Origin of the sequence: Aquabacterium sp. (assembly GCF_050725395.1) — a bacterium.
GTDB lineage: Bacteria > Pseudomonadota > Gammaproteobacteria > Burkholderiales > Burkholderiaceae_C > Aquabacterium.
The window spans coordinates 1-16552 of the sequence record NZ_JBOHHL010000054.1; the positions used below are offsets into that span (position 1 = coordinate 1).

Here is a 16552-nt window from a genome sequence, read left to right on the forward strand (position 1 = left end):
ACCCGGGCCTGAGCTGGTTCCAGAAATTGCTGCTGTCCACCTTCGGCCAACTGACGCCGGACCTGGCGGTGCCCAACGGCCTCAAGCCCGAATGGGTGTGCAGCAGCCCCGCCGTGGTCAAGGCCTACATCGCCGACCCGCTGGTGCACGACCGCGCCACCGGCCGATTGAGCCGGTTCATCGTCGACGCGGGCGAGCACGTGCTGCAACGCGCGCCGCACTGGACCACGCCCACCCTGCTGATCTACGCGGGCGCCGACCGCTGCGTGCGGCCGGCCGGCAGCGCCCGCTTCGGCGCCACCGCCCCGCACTCGGTCGTCACCACCCATGCCTACCCCCGCATGGCGCACGAAATCTTCCACGAGCCCGACCAGGCCCAGGTCTTCGCCGACCTGGGCCGCTGGCTCGAAACGTTCGAACACGAACCTGCCTAAAGAGAACAAGGACCCGTCCCATGGCGATCAAAGCCACCATCTACAAGGCCCAGATCCAACTGGCCAACATGGACCGAAACGTCTATGCCGATCCGGCCGTCACCATCGCGCGCCACCCTTCCGAGGCCGATGAACGCATGATGATCCGCGTGCTGGCCCTGGCCCTGGGCTGGCCCAGCGACACCTCCGAAGGCACCATCGAACTGGCCAAGGACATGTGGGACCCCGACGAGCCCGCGCTGTGGCAGAAAAACTATTCGGGCGAGATCCTGAACTGGGTGGACGTGGGCCAGCCCGATGACAAGCGCCTGATGAAGGCCAGCGGCCGCGCTCACCAGGTCACGCTGTGGGCATTTCAGAGCAGCACCAATGTGTGGTGGGACGGCATCGCCACCAAGCTGACCCGCGCCCGCAACCTCACCATCTGGCAGGTGCCGAGCGAGCAAAGCCAGGCCCTGGCCGCCTTCGCGCAACGCACCATGCAGCTGCAGTTCACGGTGCAGGACGGCACCATCTGGGTCAACGATGGGCAGACCACGGTCGAGATCACGCCCATCAAGCTGATGGGGCCGGACTGAACGTCTGTTTAGGCGATCCCTCCCTGTGGCGACCAACCCCTCGCCCATAATCGGCCGGGCTTGAACCACAACACCACAGGGAGTTTCCATGCGTATCGCCCGATACATCCAACCCATTGCGCTCGCTTTGGGCCTCGCCGCATCCACCGCCGCCATCGCGGCCGAACTGTCCCCCGTCTTCACCGTCACCTCGGGCGCCAACTGGGGCGCCATCGGCGCGGGCAACGGCGACCTGCTCACCATCTTCTCGGGAAGCCCATCCGGCCCCGGCGCCTACATCCAACGTTTCGATGGCTTCGGCAACCGCCTGCAGTCCAGCGACTGGTATGTTTCCGCCGATGGATCCATGATGTCGATCGGCGCAAGCAAGCTGGGCGACTATGGCATTGCCTGGCAAGCCGCAGACGGCAACAACGTCAGCGTCTATGCCCGAACATTCACGCGCACGGGTGCCGCCAAGGTATCGACCTTCAAAGTCAACACCAGCACCCAGCCCACCGTCTTTGGCAGCTTTGTGGGCATGAACGAAACCGGCGACATCGTCGTGTTTTGGTCCAGCTATCCCGGCACGGTCGGCTCGAACGCCCGCATGCTCGCCCGGGTGTTCACCTCCACGGGTGTGCCCGTCACGGGTGAGATCGAAGTGTCGGCGGCCGCCGCCAACAACGGCGCGCCACAAGGGGTCGTGGTCGACAAGAACGGCAATTTCACCTGCATCTGGATGGGGCACGTCGGAAGCGATGTGATGACCCGCCGCTACGCACGCAACGGCACACCCTTGACCAGCATCACCACCGCCAACACCTACCTGCCCGATGGCCAGGCGGGCATGCACGTCGCCATCAACCCCAGCGGCCAGTACGTGATCGCCTGGGAAAGCCACGGCCAGGATGGCGATGGCATGGGCATCTATGCCCAACGCTTCAATGCCGCCGGTCAGAAGGTGGGCACGGAAATCCATGTGAGCGAGGCCACGGTCGGCGACCAGAAGGATTCCTCGGTCGGCATCGCCGACGATGGCAGCTTTGCCATCGCCTGGATCGACGACAACCGCCGCAACGTGCCTTCGTCCCAGCCTTCAGTGATGGTGCGGCAGTACGGCGCCAACGGCACGCCGCTGCGCAGCGCCGACGTGGTGGCCACCCCCAGCTCCGGCAATGCCGCCAACTACACCTCGCTGGGCATGTCGCCCGATGGCACCTTCCTGGTGACTTGGCGCGTGGCCACGCCCGGCAGCACCGCCTTCACCATGCTGGGCCGCCGGTACGCCATGGACACCACCCCATACGCCCAGCCCGTTTACTCGGGGGTGGCCGTGAGCGGCCTGAGCGGCGCCACCGGCACCATGCGCTACTTCAAGCTGAACGTGCCCAGCGGGGCCACCAAGTTGACCATCTCCACGACGGGCGGCACGGTGGGCGATGCCGACTTCTACGTCCGGCTCGGCAACATCCCCAGCAGCACCGGCGTCGACTTCAGCTCCACGCAAAACGGCAGCACCGAGGCCATCCAGATCACCGGCATCCCTGCGGGCGTCTGGTACGTGGGGCTGTATGGCTATGCCGCCTACAGCGGGGTGTCGCTCACGATGACGGCCACGGCCAACTGAAGAACGGCGCTCCGAGCGTCAGACGGCATCCGCCGCCTCGCGCAACTCGCGCCGCAAAATCTTGCCCACCGGTGTCTTGGGCAGTTCAGTGCGGAACTGCACCACCTTCGGCCGTTTGTAGCCCGTCAGGTGCCGGGCGCAGTAGTCACGCACCTGCTGCTCGCTCACGTCCGGATGCTGCCGCACGATGACCAGCTTCACCGCCTCGCCCGAATGCTCGTCGGGCACGCCCACCGCCGCACACTCGAGCACGCCCGGCATCTGCGTGACCACGTCTTCCACCTCGTTCGGGTACACATTGAAGCCCGACACCAGGATCATGTCCTTCTTGCGGTCGACGATCTTGACATAGCCGCGCTCGTCGATCGTGGCGATGTCGCCCGTGCGGAAAAAACCATCGGCCGTCATCACCTTGGCAGTCTCTTCGGGGCGCTGCCAGTAGCCGGCCATCACCTGAGGCCCCCGCACGGCCAACTCACCCGGCTGACCCAAGGGCACCTCGCGGCCAGCGTCGTCCAACACGCACACCTCGGTCGAGGGCAAAGGCAAACCGATGGTGCCGGTGTAAGCCGTGTTGGTCACCGGATTGCACGTCACCGAGGGCGAGGTCTCCGACAGGCCATAGCCTTCGTACACCGCGCAGCCAGTCTTGTCCTTCCACAGCTTGGCGGTGGCCTGTTGCACCGCCATGCCACCACCCACCGACAAGCGCAGGTGGCTCCAGTCGACCTTGTGGAAATCGGGGTGGCGGGCCAGCGCGCCATACAGGGTGTTGACCGCCGGGAAACTGTGGAAACGGTGCTTGGCCAGCTCGTTCAAGGTGGCCTTCAGGTCGCGCGGATTGGGGATCAGGATGTTGCACACCCCCAGCCGCAAGCCCACCATCATGCTCACCGTGAAACCGAAGATGTGGTACAGCGGCAGCGCGCACACGGTGGTGGGTTGCTCGCCTGCCGGCACCTGCGTCCACATGGGCGCGTTCCAGGCTTCGGACTGCAGCAGGTTGGCCACGATGTTGCGGTGCAACAGCATCGCGCCCTTGCTGACGCCGGTGGTGCCGCCGGTGTACTGCAGCACGGCGATGTCGTCAGGGCCTGGCCGCGCCGGCTGGTAGGCCCGCCCCCGGCCGATGCCCAACGCCTGGTTGAAGCGCACCGCGCCCGGCAATGAAAACGCCGGCACCAGTTTGCGCACACGGCGCACCACATGGTTCACCAAGGTGCCTTTGATGGGACCGAGCAGGTCGCCCATGCTGGCCAGCACCACGTGCTTGACCGGCGTCCGCGCGATCACCGCTTGCAGGGTGGCCGCGAAGTTCTCGACGATGATGATCGCCTGGCTGCCCGAATCCTTGAGTTGGTGCTCCAGTTCCCGCGGGGTGTACAGCGGGTTCACGTTGACGACCACGAAGCCGGCCCGCAGGATGGCCGTGACCACCACCGGGTACTGCGGCACATTGGGCATCATCACCGCCACGCGGGCCCCCGCCTGCAGGCCCAAACCCTGCAGGTAGGCGGCAAAGGCCTGGGAGGCCTGGTCGATCTGGGCGAAGCTCCAGGCCCGGCCCATGAATTTGTAGGCCGCCTTGTGGCCGTGGGCCGCGAAACCCTCGTCCATCAATTCCACCAGCGACCGGTACACCGTGGGGTCGATCTCGTGCGGCACGCCGGTGGGGTAGTGCCTGAGCCAGATTTTGTCCATGGCAGCGGGAGGTTCCTCGTGACCTTTTGTTGTGGCCACATTCTTCTACGGAACCCCCACCCCCCAACTCAGGGGATGCCCCCACTGAGAAACCCAGGCCTTCCCCGGGTTTTGGGTCAGATCAGGCCAGCACGGCAGCCACGGCCTCGGCCACGCGGTCCACGTTGCCGGCGTTCAGTCCGGCGGCGCACATCCGGCCCGAACGCAGCACGTACACGCCATGCACCTCGCGCAGGGTGTCGGCCTGGGCGGCCGACAGGCCCGTGTAGCTGAACATGCCACGCTGGTCGATGAAATAGCGCACGTCGCGGCCCGGCAGGCGGGTCACCACCCCGTCGTACAAGCGCTGGCGCATGAGCTTGATGCGCTGGCGCATGGCGCCGAGTTCTTCCGACCAGGCGGCGCGCAGCGCGGGCGTGCCCAGCACCTGGGCCACGATGCGTGCACCGTGCGTGGGCGGGCTGGAGTAGTTGCGACGCACGCAGGCCATCAACTGGCCCAGCACCAGGCTGGCTTCGAACTTCGTGGGGCAGACCACGCTCAACCCGCCCACGCGTTCGCCGTACAGCGAGAAGCTCTTGGAGAAGGAGTTCGCCACGAAGAAGCTCACACCCGCCTCCGCCAGCGTGCGCAGCGCGAAGGCGTCTTCGTCGATGCCCTCGCCGAAGCCCTGGTAGGCGATGTCCAGGAAAGGCAGCAGATCGCGCGCCTTGAGGACGGCGGTGAGCGCTGTCCACTGGTCCTGGCTCAGGTCGACCCCCGTGGGGTTGTGGCAGCAGGCATGCAACAAGACGATGCTCTTGGCAGGCAAGGCATCGATGGCCGACAGCATCGCGTCGAACTGGAGGCCGCCCGTGGCCGCGTCGTAGTAGGGGTAGGTGTTCACCGTGAAACCGGCGCCCTCGAACATGGCGCGGTGGTTGTCCCAGGTGGGGTCGCTCACCCACACCTGCGACTGCGGAAAATAGCGCTTGAGAAAGTCCCCGCCCACCTTCAGCGCACCCGAACCGCCGATGGTCTGGATGGTGGCGATGCGGCCCGAGGTGACGGCCTCATGCCGCGCGCCGAACAGCAGGTGCTGCACGGCCTGGCGGTAGTCGGGCGAGCCGCTCATTGGCAGGTAGGGCTTGGGCCCGATGCTCGACAGCAGCAAGCCCTCGGCCTCGCGCACGGCGCCCATCACGGGCAGTTGGCCGGCGTCGTCGAAATAGATGCCGATGCTGAGGTTGATCTTGCCTTGGCGAGGATCCTTCTGGAAATCTTCGTTGAGGGTGAGGATGGGGTCGCCGGGGTAGGCGTCGACGTGGATGAACATGGCGTGCTCCTGACGGGGAATGCGCATTATCGAACACCCCCGAAAGCCCCCGGAAAGGGGCCCTAGCTTGAACTAGGGGAGGCCCTAATTCACAGGATGTGGGTGGTGAGTCCGGTCCCTAGAGTCCACCCCATCGGCCCTCCAGCCGATCTTTGTTTGACACGCCAACCCGTCGATCAACTCGACAACGAAAGGACTCACCATGACCAACAAGACCACCCCCAAGACCGCCGGCCGCGCCGCCATCGCCGACCTGCAAACCCTGGCCGCCCAAGGCGTTGAACGTGCCCTGGCCGCCCGCGGCCTGACCGAGCTGAACGCCGAACAGGTGGAAGCCGTCAGCGGCGCCGGCACCTCGCTGCTGCTCAGGGGCCCGCTGATCAACGGCATCATCAACCCCGAAATCATGAAAGCCCTCCAGGTGAGCCAGTTCACGCAGCCCCAGATCAACGCGGGCCAGCTGGCCGGCGCCGGGCTCGTGGTCCGCTGATGCCCTTCGGGCCTCTTCCTTCAAGGAGCACACACCATGAGCCAGCCTGCCCCCCTCATGTGCCCCAGCGCCCAGCACCAGCTGGACGGGGCCAAGGTCTTCGCCGTGATTGGCGGCACCGCCGAGCATCCTGAAGTGAACTACCTGGAAGAGGCCCTGCCGGTCACGCCGGAGGTGGTCGCCCTGGCCGCCCCGGTGGACCCCGCCGAGGTGTTTCGCATCTCGGCACCCTGTGCCATGGGTTCGGATTGCTGGCACTTCGACGAAGACCGCCGCAAGTGCCGGTTGGCGATCCGCACGGTGCGGCTGGCGCCCGTGGTGGTGAGCAAGCCGCCCCGCTGCGCCATCCGCGGCAGCTGCATGTGGTGGCACCAGGAAGGCGTCAGCGCCTGCCTGCGTTGTCCCCAGGTGGTGACCAACGATTCGGCGCCTGCCGAGCGCGTGATCGAAACCGCCAACCCGATGAACCTGGCCGGCGCGGCCTGATCCTTGAAGCCCGCTCAGCCCAAAGCCTTCTCGATGTCCTCGCGGAGGCTTTTCGGCGTGTCGGTCGGGGCATAGCGGCCCAAGACCTTGCCCTCGCGGTTCACCAGGAATTTGGTGAAATTCCACTTGATGGACTTGGTGCCCAGGATGCCGGGCGCCTCTTTCACCAGGTATTGGTAAAGCGGGTGCGCCTCGGCGCCATTGACCTCGATCTTGGCCATCATCGGAAAGCTCACGCCGTAGTTCAGCTGGCAGAACGAAGCGATCTCTGAGTCGGCACCAGGGTCTTGTCCGCCAAACTGGTTGCAAGGGAAGCCCAGCACGGTCAAACCTTTGTCTGCGTAGTCTTTCCACAGCTGTTCGAGGCCTTCGAACTGTGGCGTAAATCCACACTTGCTGGCAGTGTTGACGATGAGCAAAACGCGCCCCCGGTACTGCTCCAGCTTCACGGGAACCCCATCCGTGGATTGCGCATCAAATTCGTAAATGGATTGAGTCATGATGGCCAAGAACTTTCTCAAAGTACCTACACATGTGAGCCCCATTCTGACATCATGAGTTCCTAGCTGTATCCCTTGCTCGCCGTGGAGACCGGCGGGTATCCGCACCCTCGGTGCCGAGAGGAAAACGCCATGCCCCAAAACACCATTGAGGCCGACCTGCCAGCCGCGACTGAGCAAGGTCTGCCCATGAGACAAATCCAGGCCGCCCTTCAACGCGCCCAAGCCACCAACCAGGAGCTGGCCTTGCTGGCCGACCGGGTCAGTGACGCGGTGATGATCTGCGACGCGCAACGTTGCATACGGTGGGTCAATCCCAGCTTCTCGCGCCTGACCGGCTTCTCCTTGTCCGAGAGCCTGGACCAGCAGCCCGAAGAGCTGCTCAGCGGCCCGCACACCGAGGCCGCCTTGATCACCCGCATCAACCAGACGCTGGCGCAAGGCCACGCGGTTGAAAACCTTGAAATTTGCCACCACCGCAAGGACGGCGAGCCGTTCTGGGTGGCGCGCACCGTTCACCCCCTGCCCGATGCCGATGGCCAGGTCACGCGTTACATCGAACTGATGCGCGACGTGGGCCCGCAGCGCAAGCTGGACGCCGAGCACACCCGCCGCCTGCAGGCCGAACTGACGCTGGTGGCCAAGGCCGACTTTTTGGCGCGCATGGGTCACAGCATGCGCTCACCGCTGAACGCCATCATGGGCTTCTCGCAACTGCTGGACATGCAGGACCACACCGGCCTGCCCGACAACCTGCAGCGCCAGTTGGGCCACATCCGCACCGCGGGCCAGCAGTTGCTAACCCTGCTGGACCAAGCCCTGGAATTCGCCCGACTGGACGAGCCCTCGGTCACCCTGCGGCCTCAGCGCCTGGCCATGACCGGCTTGCTGCGCGAGGTCTGCGCCGCCCAAGAGACGTTGGCGCGCAACCACAACGTCACGGTGGTGGTCGATTGCGCCCCGCACACGGTCTGGGCCGATCCGCAGCCCACCCGCGAGATCCTCGTCCAACTGCTCAACAACGCGATCCGCGTCAGCCCCAATGGCTCGACGGTCTGGCTGCGCGCCCGTGAAGTCACCGAGGAACGCATGGGCATCGTCGAAGTGCGCGATCAAGGCGCTGGCATCGACCAAAGCGACCTGCCCAAACTTTTCCAACCCTTCACCCGGCTGGACCGCAGCACCGAAGCCGATGGAGAAGGCCATGGACTGGGGCTGGCCGTCGCACAACGCATGGCGGCCCTGATGCACGGGCGCATCGAAGTGCACAGCACCCTGGGCGAAGGCAGTGTTTTCGGCCTGAAACTGCCGCTGGCCGAACGCAGCCACAGCACGGCGCCTGCCAGCGTGCGGCCTTCCGAACCCTTGGTGATGCTGCCGCCCCTGCGCGTGGTTCACATCGAAGACAACGCCTTGAACCGCAGCCTGGTTGAAGCCCTGTTCGCCACGTACCCGCAGGTGCGCTTGCTGTCGGCCGATACCGCGGCCGATGGCCTGGCCTGCATCGAATCCATGCAACCGGACGTGGCCTTGGTCGACATCAACCTGCCCGATGGCAGCGGGCTGGATTTGTGCCGGCAATTGCGGGCCAAGGCGGCGTTCAAGAAGCTGCCCTTGATTGCGTTGAGCGGTGATGCCCTCCCCGATCACATCGCGCGGGCGCTGCAGGCGGGCTTCAACCAATACCTGGTCAAGCCACTGCAGATCAACCGGCTGCTGACCATCCTGGCGGCACTGCCGAGCACGCAGGCGGCGCCGCCCTTGAACTCCTGAGTTCTCTGCTGGCGATTGTTTGGTGCTTTGCGAAGAACGCAGGGCGCGGGTTGGGCCGGCAGCCGTCCGGGCTTCAGGTGGGTGGCCCCGCTTGCAGCGGGACTGCCTTGCGATGCTCGCGCCGAGGCGGTGCCGTGGAACTCACTTCGCGGACCTTGTCCGCTGCGTTCAAACAACCACGGCCAGTCAGATATTGATGCGCGCTGCGCGCGCCCACCCCGGCGCTGTGCTTCTCAGCACCCACCAGGCGCCCGGTCGGCTGCCGGCCCAACCCTTTTTTCGCCCTGCTGGTGGCGTAGCACGGTTGCATTCGTGGCGTGCCACCAGCGGGGCGCTCAAGGATGAGGCGGTGGTGGGCGGGGCGACTTCGGGGCGTCGAGGCGCACAGGCCACGGCGGGTTGCCCCTCGCAAAGCGAGGGGTCGGCGAGGACTGTCTGAGCTGCCGAAGGACAGCGAGTTCCGCAGCCGCCCGCCGTGGCCGAGCACCGCAGAGCAGTCCTTCGCGAAGCGGAGGACCGCCACCGCAGGAGCCCCGCCCGTCACCGCCTCATCCCAGCCCCGCGCTCTCCGCCAAAGCGCGAAAACCTCAGCACGCAAATACAAACACAAACACAAACAAGCAGTGCTAATTGGCCCCCAACCGATCCGCCGTCCACCGCAGCAAATCCAGCCACATCTGGCGAATCTCGGCCTCTTGCGGCGTGCGGATGGCGCTCGGCAACTCGATGGTCACCACCGGCATCTTCTTGTGCACCCCGCCATAGTTGCCCAGGCTGCCCGGAAAGATCCCCACCTGGTCCAGGTAGAGGCGCCCCAGTTTCTGCGGCGGCGACGTGGGGCCATCGAAATCGAGCACACCGTAAGGCGCGTGCACCGACACGATCAGGTTGGGCTTCCAGCGCTCCATCTCTTCATACAACCAGCGCGACTCCGGTTCGGACAGCGGCTTGGGCCCGGGATAACGGCGCGGATCGTTCTTGGTGCGCTTGCTCCAGTACTGCGGCGCTTCCTTGTCCCAATTGGGCGTGGGGAAATTGCGGTTCAGGTCCACGCCCCGCGAATTGGTGCGCGTGGGCGCGGCTTGCAGCATCGCGTCCGGGTTGAGCAAAGGCACGAAACGCCAATGGATGTTGGACGGCGTCTCGCCAGCCGCGCGGATCCAGTGCAGCACCAGGGAGGTCGACGAGAGTTCGTCGCCATGGATGCCCCCGATCACCAGCACGCGCAAATGCGCGTTGGGCGAAACCACATCCCGCTGCATCAACGCATGGCCCTTGACCGACTTGGCGCCATTGGCCTGCAACTGCGCCTGGGCACACAAGGCCATCGACACATTGGGCAGGCGGCTGGCGGCCTGCTGGCAAAACGCCTGGGGCGTCTGGATCAGCACGATGGGCTGGGCGGGCGCGGGCTTCAGGGCCGCCTTGCCCGCAGCAACGGTCTTGGCAGGGGTCGACGCAGAAGCGCTCAACGCCGGCGCGGCCACCCCCGCCACCATCGCCATCAGCAAACCGCAACTTGTCAACGCAACACGAACATTCATCGGGTCAGGTTCTTCAAGGCCAGCTTGATGCCATCGCTGACGGACACATCGGCCGGCAATTGCTTGAGCACGGCCTGCGCTTCCTTGTCGGTGTAGCCCAGGGCCAGCAGGGCCTGGAGGATGTCCGACTGCGCATCGCTGACCATGGCAAAACCAGGCGCCGACAGCACGGGCGACAACTTGCCCTTGAGTTCCAACAGCAGGCGTTCGGCGGTTTTCTTGCCGATGCCGGGCACCTTGACCAGGCGGGCCACGTCCTGCGCGGCCACGGCCTGGGCCAAGTCGTCGGTGCTCAGCCCAGACAGCAAGGACAGGGCAATGCGCGGGCCCACGCCGCTGATCTTGGTCAATTCGCGGAAGGAAGCGCGCTCGCCGGCGGTCAGGAAACCGTACAGCAGCTGGGCGTCTTCGCGCACCACGAACTGGGTCAGCAAGGTCACGCGGGCGCCCAGTTCGGGCAGGTTGTAGAAGGTGCTCATGGGCACCTGCACTTCGTACCCCACGCCGTTGCAATCGACCAGCACGTGGGGCGGGGACTTCTCGGCGAGAAGCCCGGTCAGGCGGGAAATCATCGGCGGAACAGACCCAATCGTTGCGCTTCCAGCGCCGCTTCGGCACGCGAGGACACGTTCAGCTTGCGGTAGATCTGCTTGACGTAGTCGGCGATGGTGTGGCGCGACAGGTTCAACTGCACGCCGATCTCGGGCAGGGTGAAGCCCTTGGCCACGCGCAGCAGCACTTCGTTCTCGCGGTCGGTCAACTGCACGTGCGGCGTCACCGAATCGGCCTGCGAGATCGGCTGCTGGCTGGCCTGCGCCGTGAAGTACTTGATCACGCGGCGCGCAATCGAAGGGGACAGCGGCGGCTCGCCCAGGCTGATGCGGTGCAGTTGCTCGGCCAGTTGCTCGCGCGATTGCTCTTTCAGCAGGTAACCGAAAGCGCCGGCCTGCAGGGCGGGGAACAAATGCTCGTCGTCGTCGTGGATGGTGACGACCACCGACTGCACGTCGGGCTGCTTCTCGCGCAAGGCCTGCACCACCTCGACGCCCGAGCCATCGGGCAGCCCCAGGTCGCACAGGGCCACGTCGAAGCGCACGGCGTTGACGAGTTCAAGCGCGTCGTGGACACGGGCACTCTCGCTGATGTGGGCGCCCGGGAACACTTGCAGCGCCAGCGTTTTCAGCCAGGCGCGGATTTCGGGAAGATCTTCGAGCAACAGAATCTGCTTCATGGCCGAGGCCTCACATCAAGGTGGCGTGCCCAGGGGAGATCCCTGTGCACTATCGGGGATGCTAGCAGTGCTAGCGGGCTGAGTGTGCTCTATGGCCGCCTTCTGTTGCACCACGGCAATTTCAAGCGGCAAAGTCAAACGGATCACGGTGCCAAAACCAGGGCCGGATTCGACCAGGCATTGTCCGCTGAGCTGCTTGGCGCGGTGCTTCATGCTGGTCATGCCGTGGCCGCGGTCGAGGCGGCCGTCCAGTTCCATCGGGATGCCCTTGCCATTGTCCTGGATCACCAGCAAAAAATCATGGTGTTCGAGGTGCACGTCGGTGTGGATGACCACGTGCGAAGCCTGGCTGTGCTTGATGATGTTGCTGACCGCCTCGCGGATGATGCGGGTGGTCTGCACATAGGTGCGCGCCGACAGGGGCTCTTCCACCTCGTCGATGGAATTGCGCCATTCGATCTCGATGCCGGCCTGGCCCAGGCGCGACACCACCTCGGCGCGCCAGTCGGCCAAGGCGTCGGACAGCACCATGGGCCGCCCGGTCAGGCCGCGCACCGACAGGCGCATTTCTTCCAGCGCCTCGCGCGCCAGGGTCGAGATGCGGTCGTTGTCGCTGGTGTGCACGATGGTCAGCAGCTTGGCGCCCAGGTCGTCGTGCAGGTCGGCGGCGATGCGCTTGCGTTCTTTTTCGGCGATCTGCTCGACGCGCAGCTCGGCGATCTGGCCGAAATTGCGCTCGATCTCGGCGCTGATCTCCTGCACGCGCTTTTCAAGCTGATGCCGCGCGCCCTCGGCGGTTTTCAAGGCCCCGGCGTACACCTGGATCAGGCGCACGGCCACCACCGAATACAGCACCGGCATCACGAAGTAGGTGACGTGCACACCCCAGACGCGCAGCAAGCCGTTCTGGAAGGACAGCTCGATGCCCATCACGGCCGAGACCACGCCCAACGCCACGCTCATCAGCCAGAACTCAGGCTTGCGGGTGCGGCCCGAGTGCCACAGGAAATATCCGATGGCCCCGAACAACTCCAGCGCGAACAGCACATACCAGAGCCGGCTGACCAGGAACAGGCCGTTCATGCCCACCGCCCACAGGCTGAGCGGGACCAGCAGGCACTGCGCCCACAGCACGGCGTTGACCTGGCGGGTCAGGTCACGGGTCTTGCCGCGGTGGCGCAGGCCGTGTCCGGAATAGCCCAGCAGGAACTTGATGGCGAAAGCCGTCATGGGCGCGAACATCATCGCGATCAGGACTTCGGTGGAAGCGTTGGTGATGGGCAGTTCGTTGATCCACCAACGCCCGGTCATCAGCGACCAACCGATGGTCAGCAGGCCGAAATACGTCAGATAGCTGAGCTGACGCACCCAGGCCAGCCCCAAGGCGAACAAGCCCAGCACCACCAGGATGCCAGCGATGACCTGGGACACGGTGCTCGACCAGAACTCGTGGTCCTGGTGCATGCGCTGCATGTCCTGCAGGGGCCCCACGCGCACTTCGTCCAGGCCGCCGGCGCGTTGCCGCGCGGTGACGCGTTCGATGGGGTAGCCCGTCACCTTCAGGTCCAGCTGGTTGGCACCCAGGCGCAGCAGGAAGGAGGGCAAGGGCACCACGTGCGACTGGTCGCAATTGCGGGCCACCGGCTCGACCATGCGGCCGCCCCGGTAGAGCAACTGCCCATTCAAGTGGACCTCGACGTTGGAGCAGGCCCGCTCGATGTAGGCGGCCAGCAATTTATCGGGGCCAGGCTGGATGGGCGTTTCGAAGTGAACGCGGTACCAGATGCTGCCCTCGTACCCGGGGTGCGTGCGCGACCACTCGTCGGGCAGGTTCACGAACTTGCCCACCTGGTCGATGGGGTAGTGGGTGGCCGGGCTGGCCACCACCCAGGCATCGCGGAACAGCAGGGTCGTGGCCCCGCCATCGGCCAAGGTCGGCTTGCTCAGGCGAATGGCCTCCTGGTTGAGCACCACCAAGCCCCAACCCACCACCCACGCCAGGGCCAGGCCCAGCGTCAGCAGCAGCCACTGCCCGGCCCGGCTCACCGGGATCACGGTGCCGGACGGGGTCTCCAGAACGCCCTGCCCCGAGGCGTCGGCGCCCTGTTTTTTCACCAAGTTTTGCCACCAGCTTTGCAACATGAATGAAGTCAATTCCATGGCCAAAACTGCGCACCATGCGCAATGTCGGGCCCATTCTGCAAGATCCGTCACACTTTGATGCCCCGGTCAAGCGACAATTTGCGGGCTTTTTGTTCACCGATGGGCCTTTCATGACCTTGCGCCACCGCTTTCTACCGCTCGACAACACCCGGCTGGCCCACCTGTGCGGCCCGCTGGACGAGCACCTGCGCACCATCGAGGCCGCGCTGGGCGTGACCCTGGCCCGCCGCGGCGACCAGTTCCGCATCGATGGCGCCAAAGGCCGCCCCGAAGAAGCCTTGGCCCTGCTGGAAACGCTGTACGCCAAGTCGGCCCGGCCTCTCGGCCCGGAACAGGTGCAACTGGCGCTGGCCGCCCTGCTGGCCAAGCGCCAGAAGCCTGCCCGCGGCAAACGCGGCGGCGCCCACGACGACGCGCAGCCCGGCCCGGACGACGAGCCTGACGAAGGCCCCCTGCTCACCACCCGCCGCGCCGACCTGCAGGGCCGCACCAGCAACCAGGTCGAGTACCTGCGCCACATCCTGGCCCACGACCTGACCCTGGGCATCGGTCCGGCCGGCACGGGCAAGACCTTCCTGGCCGTGGCCTGCGCGGTCGATGCACTTGAACGCAGCATGGTCCAGCGCATCGTGCTGACGCGCCCGGCGGTCGAGGCCGGCGAGCGACTGGGCTTCCTGCCCGGCGACCTGTCGCAAAAGGTCGATCCCTACCTGCGCCCGTTGTACGACGCCCTGTACGACCTGATGGGCTTCGACCGTGTCACCAAGGCTTTTGAAAAAGGCCAGATCGAAGTGGCCCCGCTGGCCTTCATGCGCGGCCGCACGCTCAGCCACGCCTTCGTCATCCTCGATGAAGCGCAGAACACCACGCCCGAGCAGATGAAGATGTTTTTGACGCGCATCGGCTTCGGCACCAAGGCCGTGGTCACGGGCGACGTCAGTCAGATCGACTTGCCCAAAGGCGCGCGCAGCGGCCTGATCGAAGCCGAGCGCATCCTGCGCAAGGTCAAGGGTGTGGCCTTCACCCGCTTCACCCAACACGACATCGTCCGCCATCCGCTGGTGGCCCGCATCGTCGAGGCCTATGACCGCGACAACCAGAATCCCGAGCCCGCCCGCACCGCATGAGCAGTCCTTCCAAACCGGCCCTGAGCCTGAGCCTTCAATTCGCCGACAAGACCCACCGCGATCAGCTCCCCCGCCACAAGGTGGCCCGCTGGATCAAGGCCGCGCTGGCGGTCGATGGTGTTGATGGCGAGATCACCGTGCGCATCGTCGGCGAAGACGAAGGCCGCGCGCTGAACCGCGACTTCCGCCAGAAGGACTACGCCACCAATGTGCTGACCTTCGACTACACGCAGGAACCCGTGGTGACCGCCGACCTGGTGATCTGCGCCCCCGTGATCGAACGCGAAGCACAAGAGCAGAACAAGACGCTGCAGGAACACTACGCGCACATGCTGGTGCACGGCACCTTGCACGCCCAGGGCTTTGACCACTTGGTCGAGGACGAGGCCGTGGCGATGGAGGCGCAGGAGCGCCAGATCATGGCCGCGCTGGGCTTTGCCGATCCCTACGCCTAGATCGCTTCAACGCAGCATCGAACGCGCCTTCTAGCAAACAAACAAACGTTTGAATACCTGCATCCAGGGCAGGTCAAAAGCAGGTAATGGCCGATGCGTGCATTAGTGCACGGGCACGGGCACGCCTGAACAGGGGGGTGTTGGGGGGCACCCCCTGACCGGGTTGGAGCTCGGTCTCCAGAATCCATACATCGACCAAGCCAACCCCTTGAGGTCCCCGATGTCCAACACCAGCAAGACCAAGATCTACACCCGCTACCAGGCCCTGAACAACATCACCGTTCAGGACATCCGGGACATGTTCAAGGTGTTTTGCCGCTACTACGACAACGTCGCGCTCGACCAGTTCGTGACCGACCTGGGCAAGAAGACCGGCGCCTTCATCGTGCGCCGCCAACGCGACGACGCCATCGTGGGGTTCTCGACCTTCGGCGTGTACCGCATGCAGGTCGATGGCCGCGAGATCAAGGGCGTGTTCAGCGGCGACACGGTGCTGGAAAAGGAGCATTGGGGCAACCGCGCCATCAACGCCGCTTTCGTCAAGCGCGTGCTGTGGGAAGCCATCAAGAACCCGCTGACGCCCCAGTACTGGTTCCTGATCTCGAAGGGCTACAAGACCTTCCTGCTGCTGAGCCGCAACTTCCCCGAGTACTACCCGCACCCGCAGCAAAAGAACGAGCACCTCAAGCACATCGCCGAAACGTATTGCGAGACGCTCTTCCCCGGCAAGCTGGACAAGCAATCGATGGTGCTGGACTTCGGTGACGGCTACAACTGCCTGAAGGGCGACGTGACCCCCATCACCCGCGAGCTTCGCCAGCAGGCCGACATCGCCTTCTTCGAGAAGTGCAACCCCGACTGGGAACGCGGCACCGAACTGCCTTGCGTGGGCCGCGCCGACCTCAAGGCGTTCTTCCAGGTGATCGTGCCGCAACTGTGGAAGGTCCTGGTCAAGCCCTCGCGCGCTCGGCCCGAAACCGTGCGCCAACGTGCCACGCAGGCCTGGTCGGACTCCAGCTTTGGCAAGGCGGTGGCGCGCCACCGCGACACCTTGTGGGGTTAATTGACGACCACGGGACTAAAATCTGACAAATGGACAATCCAAAATTCCTGTTTTAGGGGTTAGTCCTCCGCTCACCTGAAGGG

16 protein-coding genes are annotated in these 16552 nt (G+C 65.2%); 9 read left to right on the plus strand and 7 right to left on the minus strand.

Annotation, left to right across the window (positions count from 1 at the left end):
- From ACREB4_RS19870 to ACREB4_RS19880, 3 genes are all read left to right on the plus strand, one after another.
- A partial coding sequence (locus ACREB4_RS19870) for a serine aminopeptidase domain-containing protein (protein WP_431589982.1) occupies nucleotides 1–434 on the plus strand: 434 nt, incomplete at its 5' end.
- A 20-nt stretch (nucleotides 435–454) separates the two neighbouring features.
- Complete coding sequence (locus ACREB4_RS19875) at nucleotides 455–1012, plus strand: YaeQ family protein (RefSeq protein ID WP_431589983.1); 558 nt, start codon at nucleotides 455–457, stop codon at nucleotides 1010–1012.
- A gap of 88 nt (nucleotides 1013–1100) precedes the next feature.
- A complete protein-coding gene (locus ACREB4_RS19880) occupies nucleotides 1101–2621 on the plus strand; it encodes a PPC domain-containing protein (protein ID WP_431589984.1) in 1521 nt (506 codons plus the stop codon).
- Nucleotides 2622–2639: 18 nt separating this feature from the next.
- Here the strand turns inward: ACREB4_RS19880 and ACREB4_RS19885 are convergent, their stop codons facing one another.
- Both ACREB4_RS19885 and ACREB4_RS19890 read right to left on the minus strand, forming a co-directional pair.
- Nucleotides 2640–4322, minus strand: coding sequence for a long-chain-fatty-acid--CoA ligase (locus tag ACREB4_RS19885; RefSeq protein WP_431589985.1), 1683 nt, complete (start codon nucleotides 4320–4322; stop codon nucleotides 2640–2642).
- Nucleotides 4323–4443: 121 nt separating this feature from the next.
- On the minus strand, nucleotides 4444–5637 hold the full coding sequence (locus ACREB4_RS19890) for an aromatic amino acid transaminase (protein WP_431589986.1): 1194 nt from the start codon (nucleotides 5635–5637) through the stop codon (nucleotides 4444–4446).
- Between the two features lie 202 nt (nucleotides 5638–5839).
- On the opposite strand from ACREB4_RS19890, the gene ACREB4_RS19895 reads away from it, so the two are divergent.
- Together ACREB4_RS19895 and ACREB4_RS19900 are read left to right on the plus strand one after the other, a co-directional pair.
- On the plus strand, nucleotides 5840–6127 hold the full coding sequence (locus tag ACREB4_RS19895; protein WP_431589987.1) for a hypothetical protein: 288 nt from the start codon (nucleotides 5840–5842) through the stop codon (nucleotides 6125–6127).
- Between the two features lie 36 nt (nucleotides 6128–6163).
- Nucleotides 6164–6613, plus strand: a complete 450-nt coding sequence (locus ACREB4_RS19900; RefSeq protein ID WP_431589988.1) for a nitrogen fixation protein — start codon at nucleotides 6164–6166, stop codon at nucleotides 6611–6613.
- Nucleotides 6614–6627: 14 nt separating this feature from the next.
- On the opposite strand, the gene ACREB4_RS19905 is transcribed toward ACREB4_RS19900, so the two are convergent.
- Nucleotides 6628–7113, minus strand: a complete 486-nt coding sequence (locus ACREB4_RS19905) for a glutathione peroxidase (RefSeq protein ID WP_431589989.1) — start codon at nucleotides 7111–7113, stop codon at nucleotides 6628–6630.
- Nucleotides 7114–7245: 132 nt separating this feature from the next.
- Here ACREB4_RS19905 and ACREB4_RS19910 point away from each other — a divergent pair, with 132 nt between their 5' ends.
- A complete protein-coding gene (locus tag ACREB4_RS19910; protein ID WP_431589990.1) occupies nucleotides 7246–8886 on the plus strand; it encodes a hybrid sensor histidine kinase/response regulator in 1641 nt (546 codons plus the stop codon).
- Nucleotides 8887–9512: 626 nt separating this feature from the next.
- Here the strand turns inward: ACREB4_RS19910 and ACREB4_RS19915 are convergent.
- From ACREB4_RS19915 to ACREB4_RS19930, 4 genes are read right to left on the minus strand one after another with little or no spacing between them, the layout of a single operon-like run.
- A complete protein-coding gene (locus ACREB4_RS19915; RefSeq protein WP_431589991.1) occupies nucleotides 9513–10430 on the minus strand; it encodes a M14 family murein peptide amidase A in 918 nt (305 codons plus the stop codon).
- Entirely contained in the window at nucleotides 10427–11002 is a 576-nt protein-coding gene (ruvA, locus tag ACREB4_RS19920; protein ID WP_431589992.1) for a Holliday junction branch migration protein RuvA, read from the minus strand. The genes ACREB4_RS19915 and ruvA overlap by 4 nt, the downstream gene beginning before the upstream one ends.
- Nucleotides 10999–11661: a response regulator gene (locus tag ACREB4_RS19925; RefSeq protein WP_230180035.1), complete on the minus strand. Its 663-nt coding sequence runs from the start codon at nucleotides 11659–11661 to the stop codon at nucleotides 10999–11001. Before ACREB4_RS19925 ends, ruvA begins: the two co-directional genes overlap by 4 nt.
- A gap of 15 nt (nucleotides 11662–11676) precedes the next feature.
- The gene (locus ACREB4_RS19930) at nucleotides 11677–13821 is read right to left on the minus strand and encodes a sensor histidine kinase (protein ID WP_431589993.1); all 2145 of its coding nucleotides are present in this window, start codon (nucleotides 13819–13821) and stop codon (nucleotides 11677–11679) included.
- Between the two features lie 113 nt (nucleotides 13822–13934).
- Here ACREB4_RS19930 and ACREB4_RS19935 point away from each other — a divergent pair, with 113 nt between their 5' ends.
- The 3 genes from ACREB4_RS19935 (at nucleotide 13935) to ACREB4_RS19945 (ending at nucleotide 16469) form a co-directional block, all read left to right on the plus strand.
- The gene (locus tag ACREB4_RS19935) at nucleotides 13935–14951 is read left to right on the plus strand and encodes a PhoH family protein (protein ID WP_431589994.1); all 1017 of its coding nucleotides are present in this window, start codon (nucleotides 13935–13937) and stop codon (nucleotides 14949–14951) included.
- Nucleotides 14948–15406 (plus strand): rRNA maturation RNase YbeY, encoded by a 459-nt coding sequence (gene ybeY, locus ACREB4_RS19940; protein ID WP_431589995.1) that lies wholly within the window; start codon nucleotides 14948–14950, stop codon nucleotides 15404–15406. Before ACREB4_RS19935 ends, ybeY begins: the two co-directional genes overlap by 4 nt.
- 220 nt (nucleotides 15407–15626) lie before the next feature.
- Nucleotides 15627–16469: a hypothetical protein gene (locus ACREB4_RS19945; RefSeq protein ID WP_431589996.1), complete on the plus strand. Its 843-nt coding sequence runs from the start codon at nucleotides 15627–15629 to the stop codon at nucleotides 16467–16469.
- Nucleotides 16470–16552: the final 83 nt, after the last annotated feature.